Origin of the sequence: Massilia sp. TWP1-3-3, assembly GCF_049897805.1 — a bacterium.
GTDB lineage: Bacteria > Pseudomonadota > Gammaproteobacteria > Burkholderiales > Burkholderiaceae_D > Telluria_A.
On sequence record NZ_JAFCWX010000007.1, the window covers coordinates 104,934 to 123,109 of the forward strand.

Sequence of the window (18,176 nt, forward strand, 5' to 3'; positions counted from 1 at the left end):
CCGCCGCTCGTACCGCCGCTCAGGCTGCCTGGAGTTCCGTCCATAAGTCCAGCTGCTTCGGTGAATGCTCGGCCATGGAACGGCGCAGCACCTCGGAGGCAATGGTGCCGCCACCTGCTGGCCGGTAATCGGCCGTGACGATGAAAGGCGCTATTTTTTTCATGCTGCACCTGAGGCGCGTGAGGTCGGCGTAACGGATGCGGCGCAGGCGGCGCAGTTCCACCAGCCGCTTGGCGTTGCGCAGGCCAATGCCCGGTACGCGCGCGATCATGGTTTCGTCGGCCATGTTCAGGTCGAGCGGAAAATGCTCGCGGTGCGCCAGCGCCCAGGCCAGCTTGGGGTCGATGTCAAGCGCCAGGTTGCCCGCCGCCGGCAGCAGTTCGCCCGCCTTGAACCCGTAGCCGCGCATGAGAAAATCAGCCTGGTACAGCCGGTGCTCGCGCTGCATGGGCGGCGGCGCCAGCGGCACCGTGCCCGGGCTTTGCGGAATGGGGCTGAAGGCCGAATAGTACACGCGCTTGAGCTTGTAGCTGCCGTACAGCGTTTGCGCCGTGGTGAGGATGGTCTGGTCGTCGCTGGCGTCGGCGCCGACGATCATTTGCGTGCTTTGCCCGGCCGGTGCGAACTTGGGCGAGCCGGGCTCCGCGGCTTTTTCATCGAGCTTGCGGCGGATATTGCCCATGGCAAGCTTGATGGTATGCACGCTTTTTTCAGGTGCCAGGCGCGTGATGCTGCCTTCGGTGGGCAACTCGATGTTGACGCTGAGGCGGTCGGCATACTTGCCGGCGGCGGCAATGAGCAGCGGATCGGCGTCGGGGATGGTCTTGAGGTGAATGTAGCCGCGGAAATTGTGCACTTCGCGCAGTTCGCGCGCGATGGCCACCAGTTGCTCCATGGTGTAGTCGGCCGACTGGATGATGCCCGAACTGAGAAACAGCCCGTCGATGTAATTACGCAGGTAAAAGTCGACCGTCAGCTTGACGACTTCATCCACGGCAAAGCGGGCGCGCGGCACGTTGGAGGTGCGCCGGTTGACACAATACTGGCAGTCATACACGCAGAAATTGGTGAGCAAAATCTTGAGCAGCGACACGCAGCGCCCGTCCGGCGTATAGCTGTGGCAAATGCCCATGCCGTTGGTGGCGCCGATGCCGTCCTTGCCTTCCGAGCTGCGCCTCGGCGCGCCGCTGCTGGCGCACGAAGCGTCGTACTTGGCTGCATCAGCCAGAATTTCAAGCTTGTCCATCAGTTCCATGTTGCGCCCGCCTATGGTGAGATGCACTGTATGCGCATACAGTATATTACACCATCGGTGGGCGCCGCGCAGACTCCTAGCGCGCTACCGGATCGCCTTCGGCATTGAGCACCGTCACCTCGCCCCAGCCCAGACTGCGTACGCCCGCTTCGATCTTTTTCAGGTCGCCCAGCACCAGCCACACCACTTCGCCGGGATGCACGTACTTCGCTGCCGCTGCCGCCAGCTGCGGCTCGCCCAGGGCGCGGATATTGGCCGCGTAGCGCGGCCAGTAGTCGTCCGCCAGGTTCAGGCTAATCGACGTGATGGCGGCCCCCTCCAGCGCGGAGATGGTTTCGAAGCGCCCCGCCAGGCGCGACGTCATGTTGCGCATGATGCTCGCGTATTCGGCGCCGGCCAGGGGCCGGGCGCCGGCCACGCCGCCGATCTCCTTGGCCACTTCCTGCATCGCTTCGCGCGTCTTGTCGGTCTGCACCGGGGCGGTGACGATGAAGGCGCGCTGGCCGCGCACACCCGTCAACTGGCCGTAGGTGCCGTAGCTCCAGTGCTTGTCGAGCCGCAGGTTGCGGTTCAGGCGCGAGGTCGCCATGCCGCCGAAATTTTGCATCACCGGTTCCATCGCCAGGTCTTCCGGCTGGCCCGCCGGCTGCGAGATGTGGGCCGCCATGATGGTGGACTGGGGCGCATCCGGACGGTCGATCAGGAACACGCGCTTGCCTGCCGTGGGCGCGACCGTGACGGCCGGCTTGGCCGGCGCCGCGCCACCCTTCCAGGCGCCGAAACGCGCTTCCAGCGCCGGCATCACCTTGGCCAGCGTGGTGTCGCCGGTGACCACGATGGTGGCGCTGCCCGGCTTGAACCAGGCGCCGTGCCAGGCCAGCAAGTCCTCGCGCGTGAGCGGGGCGATGCTGGCCTGGGTGCCGGCGGCCGGCTTGCCGTAGGCATGGCCGGCGCCGTACAACAGGGCGGGCATCACGCGCTGGCCCAGGCCGGTGGGGCTGGCCTGGTCTTGCGCGATCTGCGCCAGGCGGCGCTGCTTTTGCTTGCTGAACTGGTCAGCTGCGAACACCGGGTTGAGCGCGGCGTCGGCCAGCAGAGCAATCGACGGCGCCAGGTTGGCCGCGGTGGCCTGCAGGCGCACGAATGACAGGTCGGCGCTGGTGCCGGTCGACAGGCGCGCGCCGAGCGACTCGAGCGCGTCGGACAGCGCAAAGGTGTCGCGCGTTCGGGTGCCCTTGTCGAGCAGGTCCAGCGCCAGCGAGGCTACGCCGCCCTTGCCCACGCTGTCGGAGGCGGCGCCGGCGTCCAGCGCCAGCGCCACGTTGACGATCGGCGCCGAATGGCGCTCGAGCAGCACCACCTTGACGCCGTTCTTCAGCTGTGCGCGCTGCATGGCCGGGAATGCGACGTCGGGCGCGGTGCCCAGCGCCGGCACCAGCTTGCGGTCGAGCGTCGCGGGTCCGGCCGCCAGCTTGGCAAGCGGGCGCACCGTCATGGTGTAGTGCGGCGCACGCAGCCAGTTCAGGCCGGCCTGCCTGACCTGCGCGGGCGTTGCGGCCTGCATCTGCTCGAGCTGGTCGAGATAGAAGTCCGGCTTGCCGCTGTAGGTCATGCTCTGGGCCAGCACGTCGGAGCGCCCGCCCATGCCGCCCAGGCGCTCGATAGCGCGCGAAAAGCCAGCCAGGGACGACGTTTTTACCCGTGCCAGTTCCCCCGCCGTGGGGCCTTTGTCGAGCAGCTCGGCCAGCACCGCATCGAGTTCGCTCTCGACCAGCGCCGGGTCCACGCCCGGCTTGACGGTGGCGGTGAGCACGAAGGTGCTGCCAAGTTCATTGTCGTCGATTCCGGCCGACACCGCCGTGGCCAGGCCTTTTTCGTAGACCAGGCGCCGTTCCAGGCGCGCGCTCTTGGCGCCGGCCAGCACGCCCGACAACAGGCCAAGGCGCTGCAGTTCCGCGTCGCGCGTGGCTGGCGCATGCCAGGCGCGGTAAATGCGCGCCTGCGGCACCTGGTCTTCCATCTCGTCGCGGATATTGCTTTCCAATTTGGGGATCCAGGTGGCCAGCCGCGGCAGCGCCGGGCCGGGGGGAATGGCGCCGAAGTACTTGGTCACCAGCGCAAGCGCCGCCTCCGGCGTCACGTCGCCGGCCAGCACGATGACCGCGTTATTCGGACCGTAAAAGGTGCGGTACCATTCCTTGATGTCGGCCAGCGAGGCCGCGTTCAAGTCGTCCATGGAGCCGATCACGGGCCACGAATACGGATGCGAATACGGATACATCTTGGCGCCGATTTCACCCCACACCTTGCCGTAGGGCTGGTTCTCGCCCTGGCGCTTTTCATTCTGGACCACGCCGCGTTCGCGCTCGAGCATGTCCTTGGAGATATAGTTGGCCAGGTAGCCCATGCGGTCCGACTCGAGAAACAGCGTGCGCTCGAGCGCCGACACGGGCACGTCTTCAAAGAAGTTGGTGCGGTCGTTGTTGGTGGTGCCGTTGCGGTTGTTCGCGCCCAGGTCGTCCATCGCTTCGCGAAAGCCGAAGGGATGGTTTTCGGAGCCATTGAAGAAGAAGTGTTCGAACAGGTGGGCAAAACCGGTCTTGCCGCGCTTTTCGTTGCGCGAACCAACGTGGTACCACAGGTTCACGCCCACGATCGGCACGCTATGGTCTTCGTGCACGATCAGCGTCAGGCCGTTCGAGAGCACGAATTTTTTATGCGCGATGGTGTAGGCATTGCGGTCGAGCGGCGCTGGCGCGGGGCTGGCACCGTGTGCCGGAAGGGCCGACACCAGCATGGCGATGGCAAGGGGGACGAGAAGTTTTTTCATGGTGGCCTGGGCGTGGGGTTGACCGCTCATTTTGCCAGAGGCGGGGGGCCCGACCGGCGACCGCGGGAGTTATTTTTGATATGCATGCGTCACGCGTGGCGCGTGTTTTCTGCTTGACCATGACACTAGTGTCAGACCTTACCCTGGCCAGGCGTTAGGCAATCCGGCCTGATGCTACACAAGGCAATCAAATGAACATACTGAGAAACCTCGCAGGCGTCATCCCTGCACGATGGACCGCCCCGCTGTTGTTGCCTGGGTTGCTGCTCGGCTTGCTGAGCGCCTTGCCGGCCGCATGCCGCGCTGAAGACGCAACACGCGCCGAGCAGAGCGCCTGCGGCGCGCAGCGCGCTGACCCCGCCGCGGCAAGCCCAGACAGCTTGGTCAAGGCCCTTTACGACACCGTGTCGGGACCGGCCAACAGCGCGAAGAACTGGGCGCGCCTGGAAGGCTTGCATGCGCCGGGCGCCCTCATTACACCGACCCAGCATCGCCCTGCCCTTGGCTTTGCAGCGGCGCCGCAAACGCTCCCCGCATTCATCGCGCTGAACGAGCGACTGTTCGCCAAGGTAGGTTTCTATGAACGCGAGATTTTTCAGCGCGTTCAACAGTTCGGCCATATTGCACACGTCTGGAGCGGCTACGAAACGCGCGAGCATCCTGGCGGCGTCGATAAAAGCCGCGGGGTCAACAGTTTCCAGCTCTTGCACGATGGGCGGCGCTGGTGCGTTCTATCGGCAACCTGGGACACCGATACCGCGGACCATTCAATGCCTGCGGGCGGCGACGGGGATCCGTTCAAATAAGTGGCGCCGACTAGGCTACACTTTGGCACATTGGAGCGCCCCCCAACAGGGGGATCGCCTTGGCCTTGAAAACGTGATGGAGCAATGTTGATGTTAATTGGTGTGCTGGCGAAGAAAACCCAATGCAGCGTGCGCGTCATTCGTCACTACGAACAGTGTGGCCTGTTGGTGGCCACGCGAAGCAGCAACGGCTATCGCCAGTTTGACGGGGCCGCAGTGGAACACGTCCTGCGCATTCGGGTGCTGCTTCGCAATGGCTTCACCCTCGATGAAATCGGCCCCGTGGCATTGATGCTCGATCCCCGCCCAAGGCAACGCATCTGCGCAGACGTGATCGGTCTTTACCAAAGCAAGGTGGGCGAAATCGAAAGGCGCATTGCCGAACTGTCCGACATTCGCGATCGTGCACAGCGCCGTTTGTATGGCCTGCTTGAACAACGCAATCAGGGTGGACCCGCCGAGCCGGAGTGACCCGTGGCGTGACGGACAGTATCACGCCATGAGCGCGGCCGGGGCGGCGCTGTCGGGCACCGCAAAATGCTCTTCGAGCACGCAGATGAACGACGCCAGCGTCACCGGAAAGTGAAACAGATAGCCCTGCATCGTCACGCAGCCGTGCGACTTGAGGTAGCGCGCCTGCACGTCGGTTTCGACGCCCTCGGCAATCAAATGCAGGCCGAGTCCGCGTGCGATCGAGATGATTGCCAGGATCACCGGATAATGGCCATGCTCGTCGTCGATCTCCCTGACGAAGGACTGGTCGATCTTGATGGTGTGGATCGGGAAGCGGTGCAGGTAGGACAGCGACGAGTAACCGGTGCCGAAATCGTCGATCGCCACCGACACGCCCAGCTGGCACAATTTATTGAGCTGCTCGATGGCGTACTGCGGGCTGCGGATACAGATGTTCTCGGTGATTTCAACCTCGATCTGGGCCGGCGAAATCCCGTAGCGCACCAGCGCGCCGCGCATCTTTTCGAAGAAATCACCGCGGTCCAGGTATTGCGGCGACAGGTTCAGCGACAGCCGGATCGACTGCCCGCCGGCCGCATTCCAGATCTGCATGTCGCGGCACAGGGCGCCGAGCATCCAGTCCGAAATGGGCAGCATCAAGCCATTGTCCTCGGCGAACGGCAGGAACTCGCCTGCCGTCAGCAGGCCGCGCTGCGGATGGTTCCAGCGCATCAAGCCTTCGGCGCCCACGATGCGCCCGGTGACCACGTCGATCTGCGGCTGGTAGTACATCTCCAGTTCGTTCTGCTCGAGCGCCTTGCGCAAGCTCTGTTCGAGCGCGATCTTTTGGTGCGACACGTCGAGCATCGAGTCGTGATAAAAACTGTGGCCGTTCTTGCCCAGCGCCTTGACCTGGTACATGGCAATGTCGGCGTGGCGCAGCAGTTCGTCGATCGACTCGCCGTCATGTGGATAGACCGCGATCCCGATCGAGGCCGAGATGTGCACTTCATGGCCGTCAAGGTCGAACGGCTGGTGCAGGCTTTCCAGGAATTTCTGAGCGATGGCGCTGGCGTCCTCGCGCTGCACCAGTTCCGGAAGCACGATGGTAAATTCGTCGCCGCCCTGGCGCGCCAGCGTGTCGCCGCGGCGCAGGCATTCCTTCAGGCGCAGCGCCACCTGCTGGAGCAGTTCGTCGCCCTTGACGTGGCCCAGCGTGTCGTTGACCAGCTTGAAGCGGTCAAGGTCGATGAACATCACGGCCAGCTCGGCGCCCTTGCGCTTGGCCTGGATCACGGCCAGCCCCAGGCGGTCCTTGAACAGCATGCGGTTGGGCAGGTCGGTCAGGATGTCGTGGTAGGCCTGGTACGAGATCACTTCCTCGGCGTGCTTGCGGTCGGTGATGTCGCGCGCCACGCCGTAGGTGCCGAAGAACTCCAGTTTGCGCACATCCTCGTCGGGCACGTGCATGCCGATCGCATTAAGTGAGATCGTCATCAAGGTATTGCTGAAGGTGCGCTCGGCGCCGTGGCCGCTGCCGTTCCTGCATTTCAGGCGCAGTTCGACATTGCGCGAGGCCCGTTCGTCCACCCGCCGCTCATTGAACACGTAGCGCGCGCGCTCCTGGTCTTCGTCGTGCACCAGGATCGTGTAATGCTTGCCGATCAGCTCCTCGCGCGCGATGCCCAGCAGCTGGTAGGCGCGGTCGTTGATGAACGTGAAGCGCCCTTCGTGATTGAGCGTGTAAATGATGTCGGGCGAACTGTCGACCAGGTAGCGGTACAGCTTTTCGGAGTTTTCCAGCTGCGAGGCGATGCGCCGGTTGGCGTGCTGCAGGCGGCGCTGCTGCAGCGCGTTGGTCACCGTCTTGAGCAGCTCCTCGCGGCTGTACGGCTTGCGCAGGTAGCCGTAGGCGCCGCGATTCAAGGCGCCGATGGCCGCCTCGATGCCGACGTCGCCGCTCATCACGATCACGTCGGCGGCAATCGCCTGCTCGTTGATGAAGTCCATGATCGCGTGCCCGCTCATGTCGGGCAGGCGCAGGTCGAGCAGCACCAGGTCGAAGCGCAGGCTGGTGAGCAGACCGAGCGCATCCTTGCCGGTGGCGGCCGTATGCAAATGGTAGCCGCGCTCGCGCAGCAGGTCGTGCAGCGAGGCGAGCTGGCGCGGTTCGTCGTCGACCAGCAGCAGGCGCGGCAACATCTCCAGCTCGAACTGGGCCGGCGCGCCGACCGCGTCGTGCAGCAGGGCCGAAGGGTCGATCATGCCCGGGTGACGTGGCGTCATTGGGCGCTAGCCGCGTCGAACGCGGGCGAGGTAAAGGCCACGCTGGCCAACGCGCTAGCGGCCACCGGCAGCAGCATCTCGAAGACGGTGCCGCCCGGGCCGCTGCGGCAGGCCACCATGCCGCCCACCTTGGTCACCAGGGCGTGCACGATCGACAGGCCAAGGCCGCGCTGCCGGCCACCCTTGGCGCCACCGGCGTTCTTTGTGCTCTTTGTGCACTTTGTGCTCTTTGTGCTCTTTGTGCCTCCGGTGCCCGCGGCCTTAAACAGCGTGGCCAGCACGTCCGGCGGCAGGCCCGGACCGTCGTCGCTGACCACTAGTTCCACATACAGGCGATGGTCGCGTTTGACGTGATTGCGGTCGGCGATCTCGATCTTGCCGCCGTCCGGCATGGCTTCCACCGCGTTCTTGATCAGGTTGACCAGGATCTGCTTGATCACGTCGGCGTCGCACGCGATGTCGCCGCACACGCTGCTCATGGTGGACGTCAGCGCCACCTGTGCCGGCACAAAGCCGGTGGCGTGAAACAGGCGCAGCACATCGTCCACCACGCGCGCCAGGCTGGTGCTGCGCGCGCCGTCTAGCATCGGCACCTCGGTCAGGCCGTTGATCAGGTGGCCGACGCGGTCGATTTCCTCGTTCAGGATCGACATCTCGCCCACCACCGGTTCCTGCCGGTTCAATTTGTCGTCCAGCACGCTCAGGTAATTCTTGATGATCGACAGCGGGTTGTTCACTTCGTGCACCACGCGGCGCGACGCTTCGCGGTATTCCTCGGCCACGTGCGCCAGCTGGCGGCGCGCGTGGCCGCGCCCGGCCATCGCCGTTTCAAGCGCGTTGGCCGCCTGCGCGCCGAACGCGTGCAGGAAGCGCTCGCGATTTTTGCACGCGGCTGCCTGCCATGGCGCGACGCCGCCCACCAACACGCCTAGGCAGCGCATGCCGGCCACCAGCGGCACGCACAGCATGGCGTCGGTGCCCAGGATGCGCAGCAGCTGCTGCTCGGCCAGGCCGATCTGATGCGCCTCGCCGGGGATCAAGGCCAGGCGGCGTTCCAGCGCGGCGTCGGCCAGCGCGCCGCCCTTGTCGAGCGGGACCGAGAACTCGGCCACGCGCTGCTGCTGCCCGCTCGGGGTGCCCACCAGCGCATGGCCGCTGGCGTTTTCAAGCAGGATGATGGCGTTGTCGAAGTCGAACAGGATGCGCGCCGAGCGCGTCATCGCTTCGAGCAGCGCGCTTTCGCCCTGCTGGCGCGCAAAGGCCTGGCCCACTTCGGACACCAGCACCAGGCTGCGCACGTCGTCCGACAGGCGTTGCTGAACGGGGTCGCGCAGCGTTGGCGCGTACGCCGGCGGCGGATCGATCTGGTCGGCGCCGGCCAGGTCGATGCCCAGGTCGGCGGCGGCCTTGCCGACTTTTTGCGCGGCGGCGGCGCACATGGCGGCGGCCTGCTCCAGGTCCACCCCGCACAGCGGCAAGCCTTCGGCCACGTCGGCGCCGTCGATACCGTGGGTGGCCAGCAGGTGCGCCACGCGCACGATGCGGATCAAGGGATGGCTGTCGGCCAGCTTGCTGCTCGGCTCGTGGTGGTACAGCACGGCGTCGGCCAGAAAGGAGTCGAGGTGCCAGCGTTCGATCAGCCAGGCGCCCGCCTCGGCGTGCGTGATGTGCAAAGTGCGCTGCTCGACCGCGCACAAGTCTTCGTCGTCGCGGGCGGCAAAGTTAAAGGCGTATTCCTGGGGGGCCGTGGCCAGCAGCGCGAGCCGGCCCACGTTATGCAGCAGGCCGGCCAGGTAGGCTTCCTCGCCCTGCGCGTAGCCGATGTGATCGGCCAGGTCACGCGCAATCATGGCGGCGCACAGCGAGTGCTTCCAGAAGCTGCGCAAATCGGTACTGCCGGAATGGGGGAAATTGCTGAAGGTCTGGAACACCGATTCGCCGATGACCAGCAGCTTGATCATGTCGGTGCCCAGCGTGATCAGGGAGTGTTCCAGGCCGATGGCACGCGCGCTGCGGTGATAGGCTGAACTGTTGGCAACGGCGAGGATCTTGCTGGCCATGCCGGGATCGTTTGACACCAGTGCCGCCAGCGCTTGCATGCCAAGGTCGTCGGCCTGCAAATGCTCGATCAACTTGATCAACATCTGCGGCATAGCCGGCAGACGGGCAATCAGCAACCGATTGCGAATATCATTGTCTGATTGATGCATCGTCTCGAAAAGCCGCCAACGTACGTTATTTTGGAGGTGGCGCCCAACGGCAACGCAGCCACGACAATATTTTTTTATGCAGCCCGGACGCGGCTTGCGGCCCGCGCCTGTGGATTTGGAAAAAACGATATTAGCATAACTACACCAAAATTAACTCTAAGAATATGCATAAATGCAATCTTGCTCTTTTGTCGATATCGCAGCGGGGTTACAGCGCGGTCACAGTGCCGGATTGCGGGCCAGCGAACGCCGATACAGACGCGACGCGATCCATAGCGCCAGCGCCAGCAGGGCGAAGCAGGCTTGCCCGATAGCCAGCCAGAGCACCGAGTGCGACAGGAAAGGCGCGATCACGCCGGCCACCAGCGCGCCCAGCAAAGTGAGCGCGAACGACTGGCACGAGGCGACAGTGCCGCGGATGTGGGGAAACAGGTCGAGCGTGAGCAGCGTGGCGCCCGGGGCGATGACGGACATGCCAAAGGTGTAGATGAACATCGGCGCGACCGACCACGGCAGCGCTGGCGGAAACAAACTGTGATAGAGCACGTTGACGGCGCAGGCAAACAGCAAAAAGCCAAAGCCGATGCCGATCTGGCGCGCATACGTGATTTTTCCGGCAATCCGGTTGGCGGCCAGCGCGCCCATGAAAATGCCGCTGACCGACGGAATGAACAGCCAGCCGAACTGGTCCGGCCCCAGGTGCAGATGCACCGGCAGCATCACCGGCGCGGCCGTGATGTACAGGAACAAGCCGGCAAAATTGAGCGCGACCACCCCGGCTTTCATGTGGAACAGCGGCGAACTGAAGATGGCGCTGTAGCTTTGCCACAGAAAACCGGGGTTGAACGGCTGGCGCTTGTCCGGCGGCAGCGTTTCCGGCAAGCGCTTGTAGCAATAGATAAACAGCAGCACCGTGTAGCCCAGCAAGGCGAGGAAGATCGTGCGCCAGTCGGAATAGGCCACGATCCAGCCCCCCAAAATGGGCGCGATGGCAGGGGCGATGGTGAAGATCATCGTCACCAGCGACAGCAGGCGCACCGCCGCCGCGTCGGCATACAGATCGCGGATGATCGCGCGCCCCACCACCACGCCGGCCCCCGCGGACACGCCCTGCATAATGCGAAAGATCCACAGGTAGTGCACGGAGTGCGAGGCGGCGCAGCCAAAGGTGCCGATGGCGAAGACCACCAGCGACACCAGGATCACGTTGCGGCGCCCGAAAGCATCCGACAGGGCCCCATGCCAGAGCACCATGGCGGCAAAGGCCAGCATGTAGGCCGTCAGGGTTTGCTGGACCTCGATCGGCGTGGCCTTCAGGTCGGCCTGGATGTTGGGAAAGGCCGGCAGGTAGGCGTCGATGGAAAACGGCCCCAGCATCGACAGCCCCGCCAGCAGCGTGGCAAGCATCACCGTTCCCGGCAGCGCCATCTGGTGCACCGGCCGCAGCGGCACCGGGGTGACCGGGTCCGGCGGCAGGTTCGATGGCGGGCTGGGGAACATGACAACGCTCCTTATGGCTGCTTGGGCTTGGCTTCTTCGCGGCGGTTGTAACCGGCCACCATGTCAAACCTGAACAGGCGGCATTCGAGCGCGCCATTGAAGAACGGCGTCTTGCGGGCTTCTTTCAGGCGCAGCAGTTTTGGCAGCGACAGGTCGGCCGTGAACAGGAACACGGTCCAGCCGGCGAAACGCTGCTTGAGCGTGGTGCCCAGCGCCGAGTAGAACGAGACCGACATTTCATCGGCCGGCACCGTGCTGTCGCCGCGCACGCCGATGCGCTCGCCGTAGGGCGGGTTGGTGAGCAGGATGCCCGGCTGCTCGGTCGGCGGCTTGACTTCCTGCGCCTCGATCTGCTTGAGCGGCACCTCGAAGCGGATGCCGGCAATTTTCAGGTTGTGGCGCGTCATTTCGATCATGTCGCCCGAAATGTCGCTGCCGAAAATGGTTGGTTCTGCCGGCAGTGCGCTTGGCGCAATGGCGTTCTTCATCTCTTGCCACGGGCCGGGCACGAAGGTGTTGAACTTTTCAAAGGCAAAGCGGCGGCTCGCGCCTGGCGCAATGCCCTGCACCATTTGCGCCGCTTCGATCAGGATCGTGCCCGAGCCGCACATGGGGTCGAACAGCACCATGCCAGGCTTCCAGCCGGCCACGCGCAGCATGCCCGCCGCCAGGTTTTCGCGCAGCGGCGCGTCGCCCGTTTCTTCGCGCCAGCCGCGCTTGAACAGCGCCTCTCCCGAAGTGTCGAGGTACAGCGTGAAATTGCGCGCGTCCAGAAAGCCGACGATGCGCATGTCCGGCTCGCGCGTATTGACTGACGGGCGCTGGTCGAACTGGTCGCGGAAGCGGTCGCAGATCGCATCCTTGATCTTGAGCGTGGTAAATTCCAGGCTGCGCAAGGGGGACTTGACGGCGGTGACGTCGACCCGGATCGTGTGGTCCACGCCGAACCAGTCTTCCCACGGCTGCGCCAGCGCCAGGTCGTAAATGTCGTTCTCGTTCTTGTAGCTCTGGTGGGCGATGCGCATCAGCACGCGCGAAGCGATGCGCGAATGCAGGTTGATGCGGTACGAATCGGTGATGTCGCCCGAGCAGTGCACGCCGCCCGGCACTTGATTGTGCACTTTCATGGTGGTGCTGGTGAGCGCGATTTCGCCCAGTTCCTCGGCCAGCGCCGCTTCCATGCCGCGCGGGCAAGGACAAAAATATGAAGCCATGGTGTACCCTTTATCCGTTGTGTAAAAAATGCTGGTATTGCTGGTATTGCTGGTATTGCTCAATTAATTTAGCTTATTGCCCGTTCCACGAAATCAAGCCGGTCCTGGCCCCAGAACGCTTCGCCATCGACCACGTACCATGGCGCGCCGAAGACGTTGGCGCCGATCGCTTCGTCCGTGTTCTTGTCGTACTGTTCCTGCACGCCGGCGGTTGCGGCGGACTTGAGCAGCATGCGCCCGTCCAGGCCGCACAAATCGGCCACCTGCACCAGCGTGGCCTCGTCGGCGATGTTTTTTTCTTCGGCCCACAGGGCGCGCATGATGGCGCCTGCGACCGCCAGCGAAATATCCTCGCCCAGGCTGGTGCGCGCGGCGATGATCATTTTGCCCGCCTGCTCGGGCGGCACCGGGAAAAACTTCGGTTGTACGTTCAGTGGCAAATCAAGCTGCGTGGCCCAGCGCGCCATCTCGGCCAGGCGGTAAGCCTGGCGCTGCGGCGCGCGCTTGGCCAGCGGCAGCCCGCCCGAGACGCTGAACACCTTGCCCAGGTCGAAAGGCTTGATGTCGATCCTGGCGTCATGCATTTTTGCCAGTGCCACCAGGCGTTCATGGCCCAGGTAGGTCCATGGCGACTGCGGTGTCAGATAATAAGTGACGGTCTTGCCCATGCTTGTGCCAATCAGAAAGGTTTGACGACCACCAGGATGACAATGACCAGCAGCAGCACGACCGGCACCTCGTTAAACCAGCGAAACCAAGTGTGCGAGCGCGTATTGACGCCTTTTTCAAACTTTTTAAGGATGGCGCCACAGGCATGATTGTAGCCAATTGCCAGCACCACCAGCGCGATCTTGGCGTGCAGCCAGCCGCCGGTGAAGATTTCGCGCCAGCCCAGCCATAGCGCCACGCCAAGCAATACCGCGGGAATCGACAGGTAGTTGGTAAATTTGTAGAGCTTGCGCGCCATCAGCAGCAGGCGGGCAATGGCGGCCTTGTCGGTTTCCATCGCCAGGTTGACAAAAATGCGCGGCAAGTAGAACAGGCCGGCGAACCAGGACGCGATGAAGACGATGTGCAGAGCTTTAATCCAGAGCATATTTTAGAAATCCATAAGAACGTTGAGCAAGCTTGTTTCGAGCGCGTCAAACGACGCAAGCCCACGCAAGGGTGAAAAATCGGTCGTCCACGCAGCGACCATGGCGCGGGCTTTAGGAAGTGAGAACCTGGCCTGCGCCCGCCGCGTTTTTCCGCTGGCAAGCACCAGTGCATCAAACAGTACTTGTTTGGGATTGATCACTGTTTCCCACTCCCGCTTGGGCGGCAAGTCGAGCCTGACATGGCCATACTTGTTTTCCGCAACGGCGCGGATCGCAATTTCATCGGACAACAACCACGCTTCCGTCATGCGCGCCGGCACCACCGGCACCCAGTGCGAATGCAAGGGCCGCGCCGCCTCGTCAATCTCGCGCACGCGCTCTGCGATAGCGACTCCTTCGGTATCGCGGTGCACGAAAAGCATATCACACGGATATAACGTGAGCGCTGCCGGCAGACGATCCGACAATCGGCTCCCGACCCTGCCGAGATCGCGGGCAAAGCTGCCAGTTACTGCCAGATCGGGCCTGTGAAAAGCAATCAGCCAGTCGATGACGTGCATCAGCAACTGGTCGGAACTGCCGTCGGCGACAAGCGTATAGCGAAGAATCATCAGCCGCTGACCTACGTCGACGGCAAGTGGCGATATGAGCGCAAAACGCTGGCCGGACTGTCCGCCTCGACTGCGTCCCCGTCCCCTGATTCCAGGTAAGAGAGCAAGGCGCCGAACCCCACCGCACTCGGCACGCCGCTCCGGGCGCGCCAGCTACCGGCCAAGGGGCTGAATATGCTAAAGCGCGCGCCATCACGATTATACGTTGCCGCGACCAGCACATCGTCGATACCGGCTGCCTGTACGATATTGGGGGCATGCGTAACAAGCAAAATTTGCCGTAATGGATTATCCGCATCAACCGGGAATCTCGCGTCCACAACCGTCTCGCCGATCAGATTAACGAGCAGGCGCAGCGCGCTCGGGTGCAAGCTGTTTTCCGGCTCTTCGATACAGATCAGACCGTCCGGGTCCGGGTCCATTGCAATCGCGGCAAAGGCGAGCATACGCAGTGTGCCGTCAGAAAGCGAAGCGGCATCGATGCGTCCTTCCCCGACGGTCTCGACATGGAAGGTTTTGCTTCCCGCCAGTTGGTCGATATCGACGGTGATATGGGTCACGCGGGGCACAAGGGCTGCGAGCCGGTAAACCATGGCTTCATCGCAATTGAGCCGTTCCAGTACCGACGGCAAATGCGCGCCATCCGGCGCGAGATAGGGCGAAGCATGCAGGCCATCCGGCCGGCGCAGCGCTGCAACTTCCAGCCGCATGACGCACCAGCGCTGCATCTCGCGCCGGGCCGCAAGCGCCGTTGGGCGCTCGATCGTCTCGCATGTACTAAGGAACGTGCGCGCCGATGCGCCCAGCGCAAAGCGGGTGGGCGGTGCGCCCCGCTCTTCAGCGGCCACCAGCAAGGTACCGGGATGGTCCGCATCCATCGACAGGAAATGCTTACTGCTCGCGCCGGCATGCAGAGACTCAAGAAATGATGGAGCCATGTCAAAGCCGATGTGATCGGCAAGTTCAGCACTGCTGATGCCCTCTAGCGTTTCGGACTCGATCACGATGCCGGCCGGCGCCGCTGCCGTTTCAAGCTGACGCCTCAAGCAGACTTGATAACGCAGCGCGGTAGCGGCGCTCGTTCCCCTGTGCCCCTGATGGTCCGCCACGTGCTGATCGACCAGGAAGTCGGCGGTAAGCGTCATGGTTTCCGCCCGGCCATGGCGCGTCACGGAGAAAATGGAAACCGCATCACGCGACAACGCAGCCGAGGGACGCACGCCGGCCGCCGCATCGGCTACAGATCCATCACACAGCCGCGACAGGAAATTGATCGCATCAAGCACGTTCGACTTGCCCGAATCGTTGGGCCCGACCAGCACGGTCAAGGCGCCAAAACGCAGGTCCACATCTTCAAGACTCTTGAATCCCTTGATGCGAAACCGGATCAGCATGCTCGATACCTCATCAGTTGCGAATTTCGCCGTGGCCGAAGACGACGTACTTCAAGGATGTTAAACCTTCCAGGCCAACCGGGCCGCGCGCGTGCAGCTTGTCGTTCGAAATGCCGATCTCGGCGCCCAGGCCGTATTCAAAACCGTCGGCAAAGCGGGTCGATGCGTTGATCATCACGGAGGCCGAATCGACCTCGCGCAAAAAGCGCATGGCGGCGCTGTAGTCTTCGGTGATGATGGCGTCCGTGTGCTTCGACGACCAGGTGTTGATATGGTCGATCGCTTCGTCCATGTTCTCCACCGTCTTGATCGCCAAAATGGGGCCGAGATACTCGGTGCTCCAGTCCTCGTCGGTGGCCGCAACCAGGTGCGGGTAGCCGGCCAGGAGCGCGAACGCTTCCGGGTCGGCGCGCAGCTCGACTTCCTTGGTTGCGTACAGCGCGACCAGCTGCGGCAGCACGGCCGGCGCAATCGCGCGCGCCACTAGCAGCGTTTCCATGGTGTTGCAGGTGCCGTAGCGCTGGCACTTGGCATTGAAGGCGATCGCCAGCGCCTTGGCGATCTCGGCCTTGGCGTCGATATACACGTGGCAGATGCCGTCCAGGTGCTTGATCATCGGGACCGTCGCTTCATCGATCAGGCGCGCGATCAAGCCCTTGCCGCCGCGCGGGACAATCACGTCCACGTACTGCGGCATGGTGATCAGCGCGCCCACGGCGGCGCGGTCGGTGGTGTCGACCACCTGCACGCCATCGGTCGGCAGGCCGGCGCCGAGCAAGCCTTCGGCCACGATTTTGGCCAGCGCCCGGTTGCAGTGGATGGCTTCCGAGCCGCCGCGCAGGATGGTGGCGTTGCCGCTCTTGATGCACAGGCCCGCCGCGTCGACCGTGACGTTGGGGCGCGATTCATAGATGATGCCGATCACGCCGAGCGGCACACGCATCTGGCCGACCTGGATGCCGCTGGGGCGATATTTCAGGTTCGAGATTTCGCCGATGGGGTCGGACAGCGAGACGATCTGGCGCAGGCCTTCGACCATCGTGTTGATGGCCGATTCGGACAGCGCAAGGCGCTCGAGCATGGCGGGGGCCAGGCCGGATGCCCGGGCGGCGTCGAGGTCGAGTTGGTTTGCGGCGCGCAGCAGTGGGGCGTCGCGCACAATGGCGTCGGCGATCAGCAGCAGCGCGCGGTTGCGGGTGGCGCTGTCGGCACGGGCCATGGCGCGCGAGGCGACGCGGGCGCGTTGGCCGACGGATTGCATGTATTCGGTAATGTTCATTTGTTTGCTTTATCTATGTACGTGCATTGGCGGAATGCGAGGGGAACTCAGAGCCCGAAGCTTTTCCGCCCTACGTTAAGCAGGCGGCAATTTGCGTAGGGCGGAAAAACGCAGTGCATTCCGCCATGCGTCGCCGTGGACGGCGAACCGCAGGGCCGAAAAACGTCGGGCTCGGCTCTGAGTTCAGATGCATTGCCCCAACCGTCGATCAGCCGCGTGCGACCTTCAATGCCAGATGCAGCATCGCATCCCAGACATCGCCCGCAAACGCTTTCGCGCGCAGGCCCTTAATCATCTTGTCCACCTGCGCTGCATCCTGCAGCGCCTTTTCCAGCGCCGCCAGCGAGATACGCCTGAGTGCCGGTTCCATCATGCGCTCCTTCGGGCCCCAGATCCGGGCCTCCTTGAGCAGCAGTCCGAGCGGCCTGCCTTGGGCCATCCCGGATTTCAATTTTAACAGCGTCCTGATTTCCTCGGCGACGGCCCACAAAACCAGCGGCAGCGCCTCGCCCTCGCCTTTCAAACCCTCCAGCATGCGCACCAGGCGCGCCGGGTCACCCGCCAGCATGGCTTCGGACAGCTTGAACACATCGTAGCGCGCCACGTTGAGCACCGCTTCGTGAATCTGCTCGTACGTCAGCTTGCCCGGTTCATGCAACAGTCCCAGCTTCAGGATTTCCTGGTGCGCCGCCAGCAAGTTGCCCTCGACCCGGTCGGCGATGAAGTCCAGCCCCTGGCGCTCGGCGCTTTGCCCCTGCGCCGCCAGGCGCGTACCGATCCAGTTGGGCAGCGCGGCGCGCTCGATGATGGGAATCTCGATGTACACCGCGGCCTGCTGCAAGCTGCCAACCCAGGCCGCCTTGGCAGTTTGCCAGTCCAGCTTGGGCAAGGTGATCAGGGTCACATTGTCGGGGCTGAGCGCCTTGGCGTACGCCTGCAGCGCGGCGCCGCCGTCTTTGCCGGGTTTTCCGGTCGGGATGCGCAGCTCGATCAGTTTTTTGTCGCCGAACAGCGACATTTCCTGGTTGGCCGCCAGCAGCTCGCCCCACTTGAAGCTGCGCTCCACCGTCAGCACATCACGCTCGGAAAAACCGTTGGCGCGCGCGGCGCGGCGGATCTTGTCGGCCGCTTCCAGCGCGAGCAGATGCTCGTCGCTGCTGATCACATACAACGGTGCGATCGCCTTTGCCAGGTGGCCTTCAAGTGCATCAACGCGCAGCTGCATCGTTCGGTCTCAGTCC

The 18,176-nt window shown here is 63.7% G+C and carries 14 protein-coding genes; 2 read left to right on the top strand and 12 right to left on the bottom strand.

All coding sequences use genetic code 11. The features are described 5' to 3' along the window. Window positions 1-19: 19 nt before the first annotated feature. The gene (locus ACP7D4_RS08925) at window positions 20-1,255 is read right to left on the bottom strand and encodes a putative DNA modification/repair radical SAM protein (protein WP_426208826.1); all 1,236 of its coding nucleotides are present in this window, start codon (window positions 1,253-1,255) and stop codon (window positions 20-22) included. A gap of 76 nt (window positions 1,256-1,331) precedes the next feature. Continuing rightward, entirely contained in the window at window positions 1,332-4,085 is a 2,754-nt protein-coding gene (locus ACP7D4_RS08930) for a M16 family metallopeptidase (RefSeq protein WP_426208717.1), read from the bottom strand. A gap of 191 nt (window positions 4,086-4,276) precedes the next feature. Between ACP7D4_RS08930 and ACP7D4_RS08935 the strand changes: the two genes are divergently transcribed. Continuing rightward, entirely contained in the window at window positions 4,277-4,891 is a 615-nt protein-coding gene (locus ACP7D4_RS08935; RefSeq protein ID WP_426208719.1) for a hypothetical protein, read from the top strand. A 90-nt stretch (window positions 4,892-4,981) separates the two neighbouring features. Further along, window positions 4,982-5,362: a MerR family transcriptional regulator gene (locus ACP7D4_RS08940; protein ID WP_426103770.1), complete on the top strand. Its 381-nt coding sequence runs from the start codon at window positions 4,982-4,984 to the stop codon at window positions 5,360-5,362. A 21-nt stretch (window positions 5,363-5,383) separates the two neighbouring features. Here the strand turns inward: ACP7D4_RS08940 and ACP7D4_RS08945 are convergent, their stop codons facing one another. The 10 genes from ACP7D4_RS08945 to holA all read right to left on the bottom strand — a co-directional run bounded on the left by ACP7D4_RS08945 (window position 5,384) and on the right by holA (window position 18,160). Continuing rightward, the gene (locus tag ACP7D4_RS08945) at window positions 5,384-7,546 is read right to left on the bottom strand and encodes a putative bifunctional diguanylate cyclase/phosphodiesterase (RefSeq protein WP_426208828.1); all 2,163 of its coding nucleotides are present in this window, start codon (window positions 7,544-7,546) and stop codon (window positions 5,384-5,386) included. Between the two features lie 80 nt (window positions 7,547-7,626). After that, the gene (locus ACP7D4_RS08950; RefSeq protein WP_426208720.1) at window positions 7,627-9,783 is read right to left on the bottom strand and encodes an HDOD domain-containing protein; all 2,157 of its coding nucleotides are present in this window, start codon (window positions 9,781-9,783) and stop codon (window positions 7,627-7,629) included. Between the two features lie 276 nt (window positions 9,784-10,059). Further along, window positions 10,060-11,340, bottom strand: coding sequence for a multidrug effflux MFS transporter (locus ACP7D4_RS08955; RefSeq protein ID WP_426103772.1), 1,281 nt, complete (start codon window positions 11,338-11,340; stop codon window positions 10,060-10,062). Window positions 11,341-11,351: 11 nt separating this feature from the next. Continuing rightward, entirely contained in the window at window positions 11,352-12,554 is a 1,203-nt protein-coding gene (locus ACP7D4_RS08960; protein ID WP_426103773.1) for a THUMP domain-containing class I SAM-dependent RNA methyltransferase, read from the bottom strand. Between the two features lie 68 nt (window positions 12,555-12,622). Continuing rightward, complete coding sequence (locus ACP7D4_RS08965) at window positions 12,623-13,222, bottom strand: 2-hydroxychromene-2-carboxylate isomerase (protein WP_426103774.1); 600 nt, start codon at window positions 13,220-13,222, stop codon at window positions 12,623-12,625. Window positions 13,223-13,233: 11 nt separating this feature from the next. Beyond that, window positions 13,234-13,650, bottom strand: a complete 417-nt coding sequence (locus ACP7D4_RS08970) for a CopD family protein (RefSeq protein ID WP_426103775.1) — start codon at window positions 13,648-13,650, stop codon at window positions 13,234-13,236. Between the two features lie 3 nt (window positions 13,651-13,653). Beyond that, entirely contained in the window at window positions 13,654-14,262 is a 609-nt protein-coding gene (locus ACP7D4_RS08975) for a hypothetical protein (protein ID WP_426208721.1), read from the bottom strand. Between the two features lie 11 nt (window positions 14,263-14,273). Then, the gene (locus ACP7D4_RS08980) at window positions 14,274-15,656 is read right to left on the bottom strand and encodes an AAA family ATPase (RefSeq protein WP_426208723.1); all 1,383 of its coding nucleotides are present in this window, start codon (window positions 15,654-15,656) and stop codon (window positions 14,274-14,276) included. Window positions 15,657-15,669: 13 nt separating this feature from the next. Next, on the bottom strand, window positions 15,670-16,935 hold the full coding sequence (locus ACP7D4_RS08985; protein WP_426208724.1) for a glutamate-5-semialdehyde dehydrogenase: 1,266 nt from the start codon (window positions 16,933-16,935) through the stop codon (window positions 15,670-15,672). A gap of 208 nt (window positions 16,936-17,143) precedes the next feature. Next, window positions 17,144-18,160: a DNA polymerase III subunit delta gene (gene holA / locus ACP7D4_RS08990; protein WP_426103779.1), complete on the bottom strand. Its 1,017-nt coding sequence runs from the start codon at window positions 18,158-18,160 to the stop codon at window positions 17,144-17,146. Window positions 18,161-18,176: the final 16 nt, after the last annotated feature.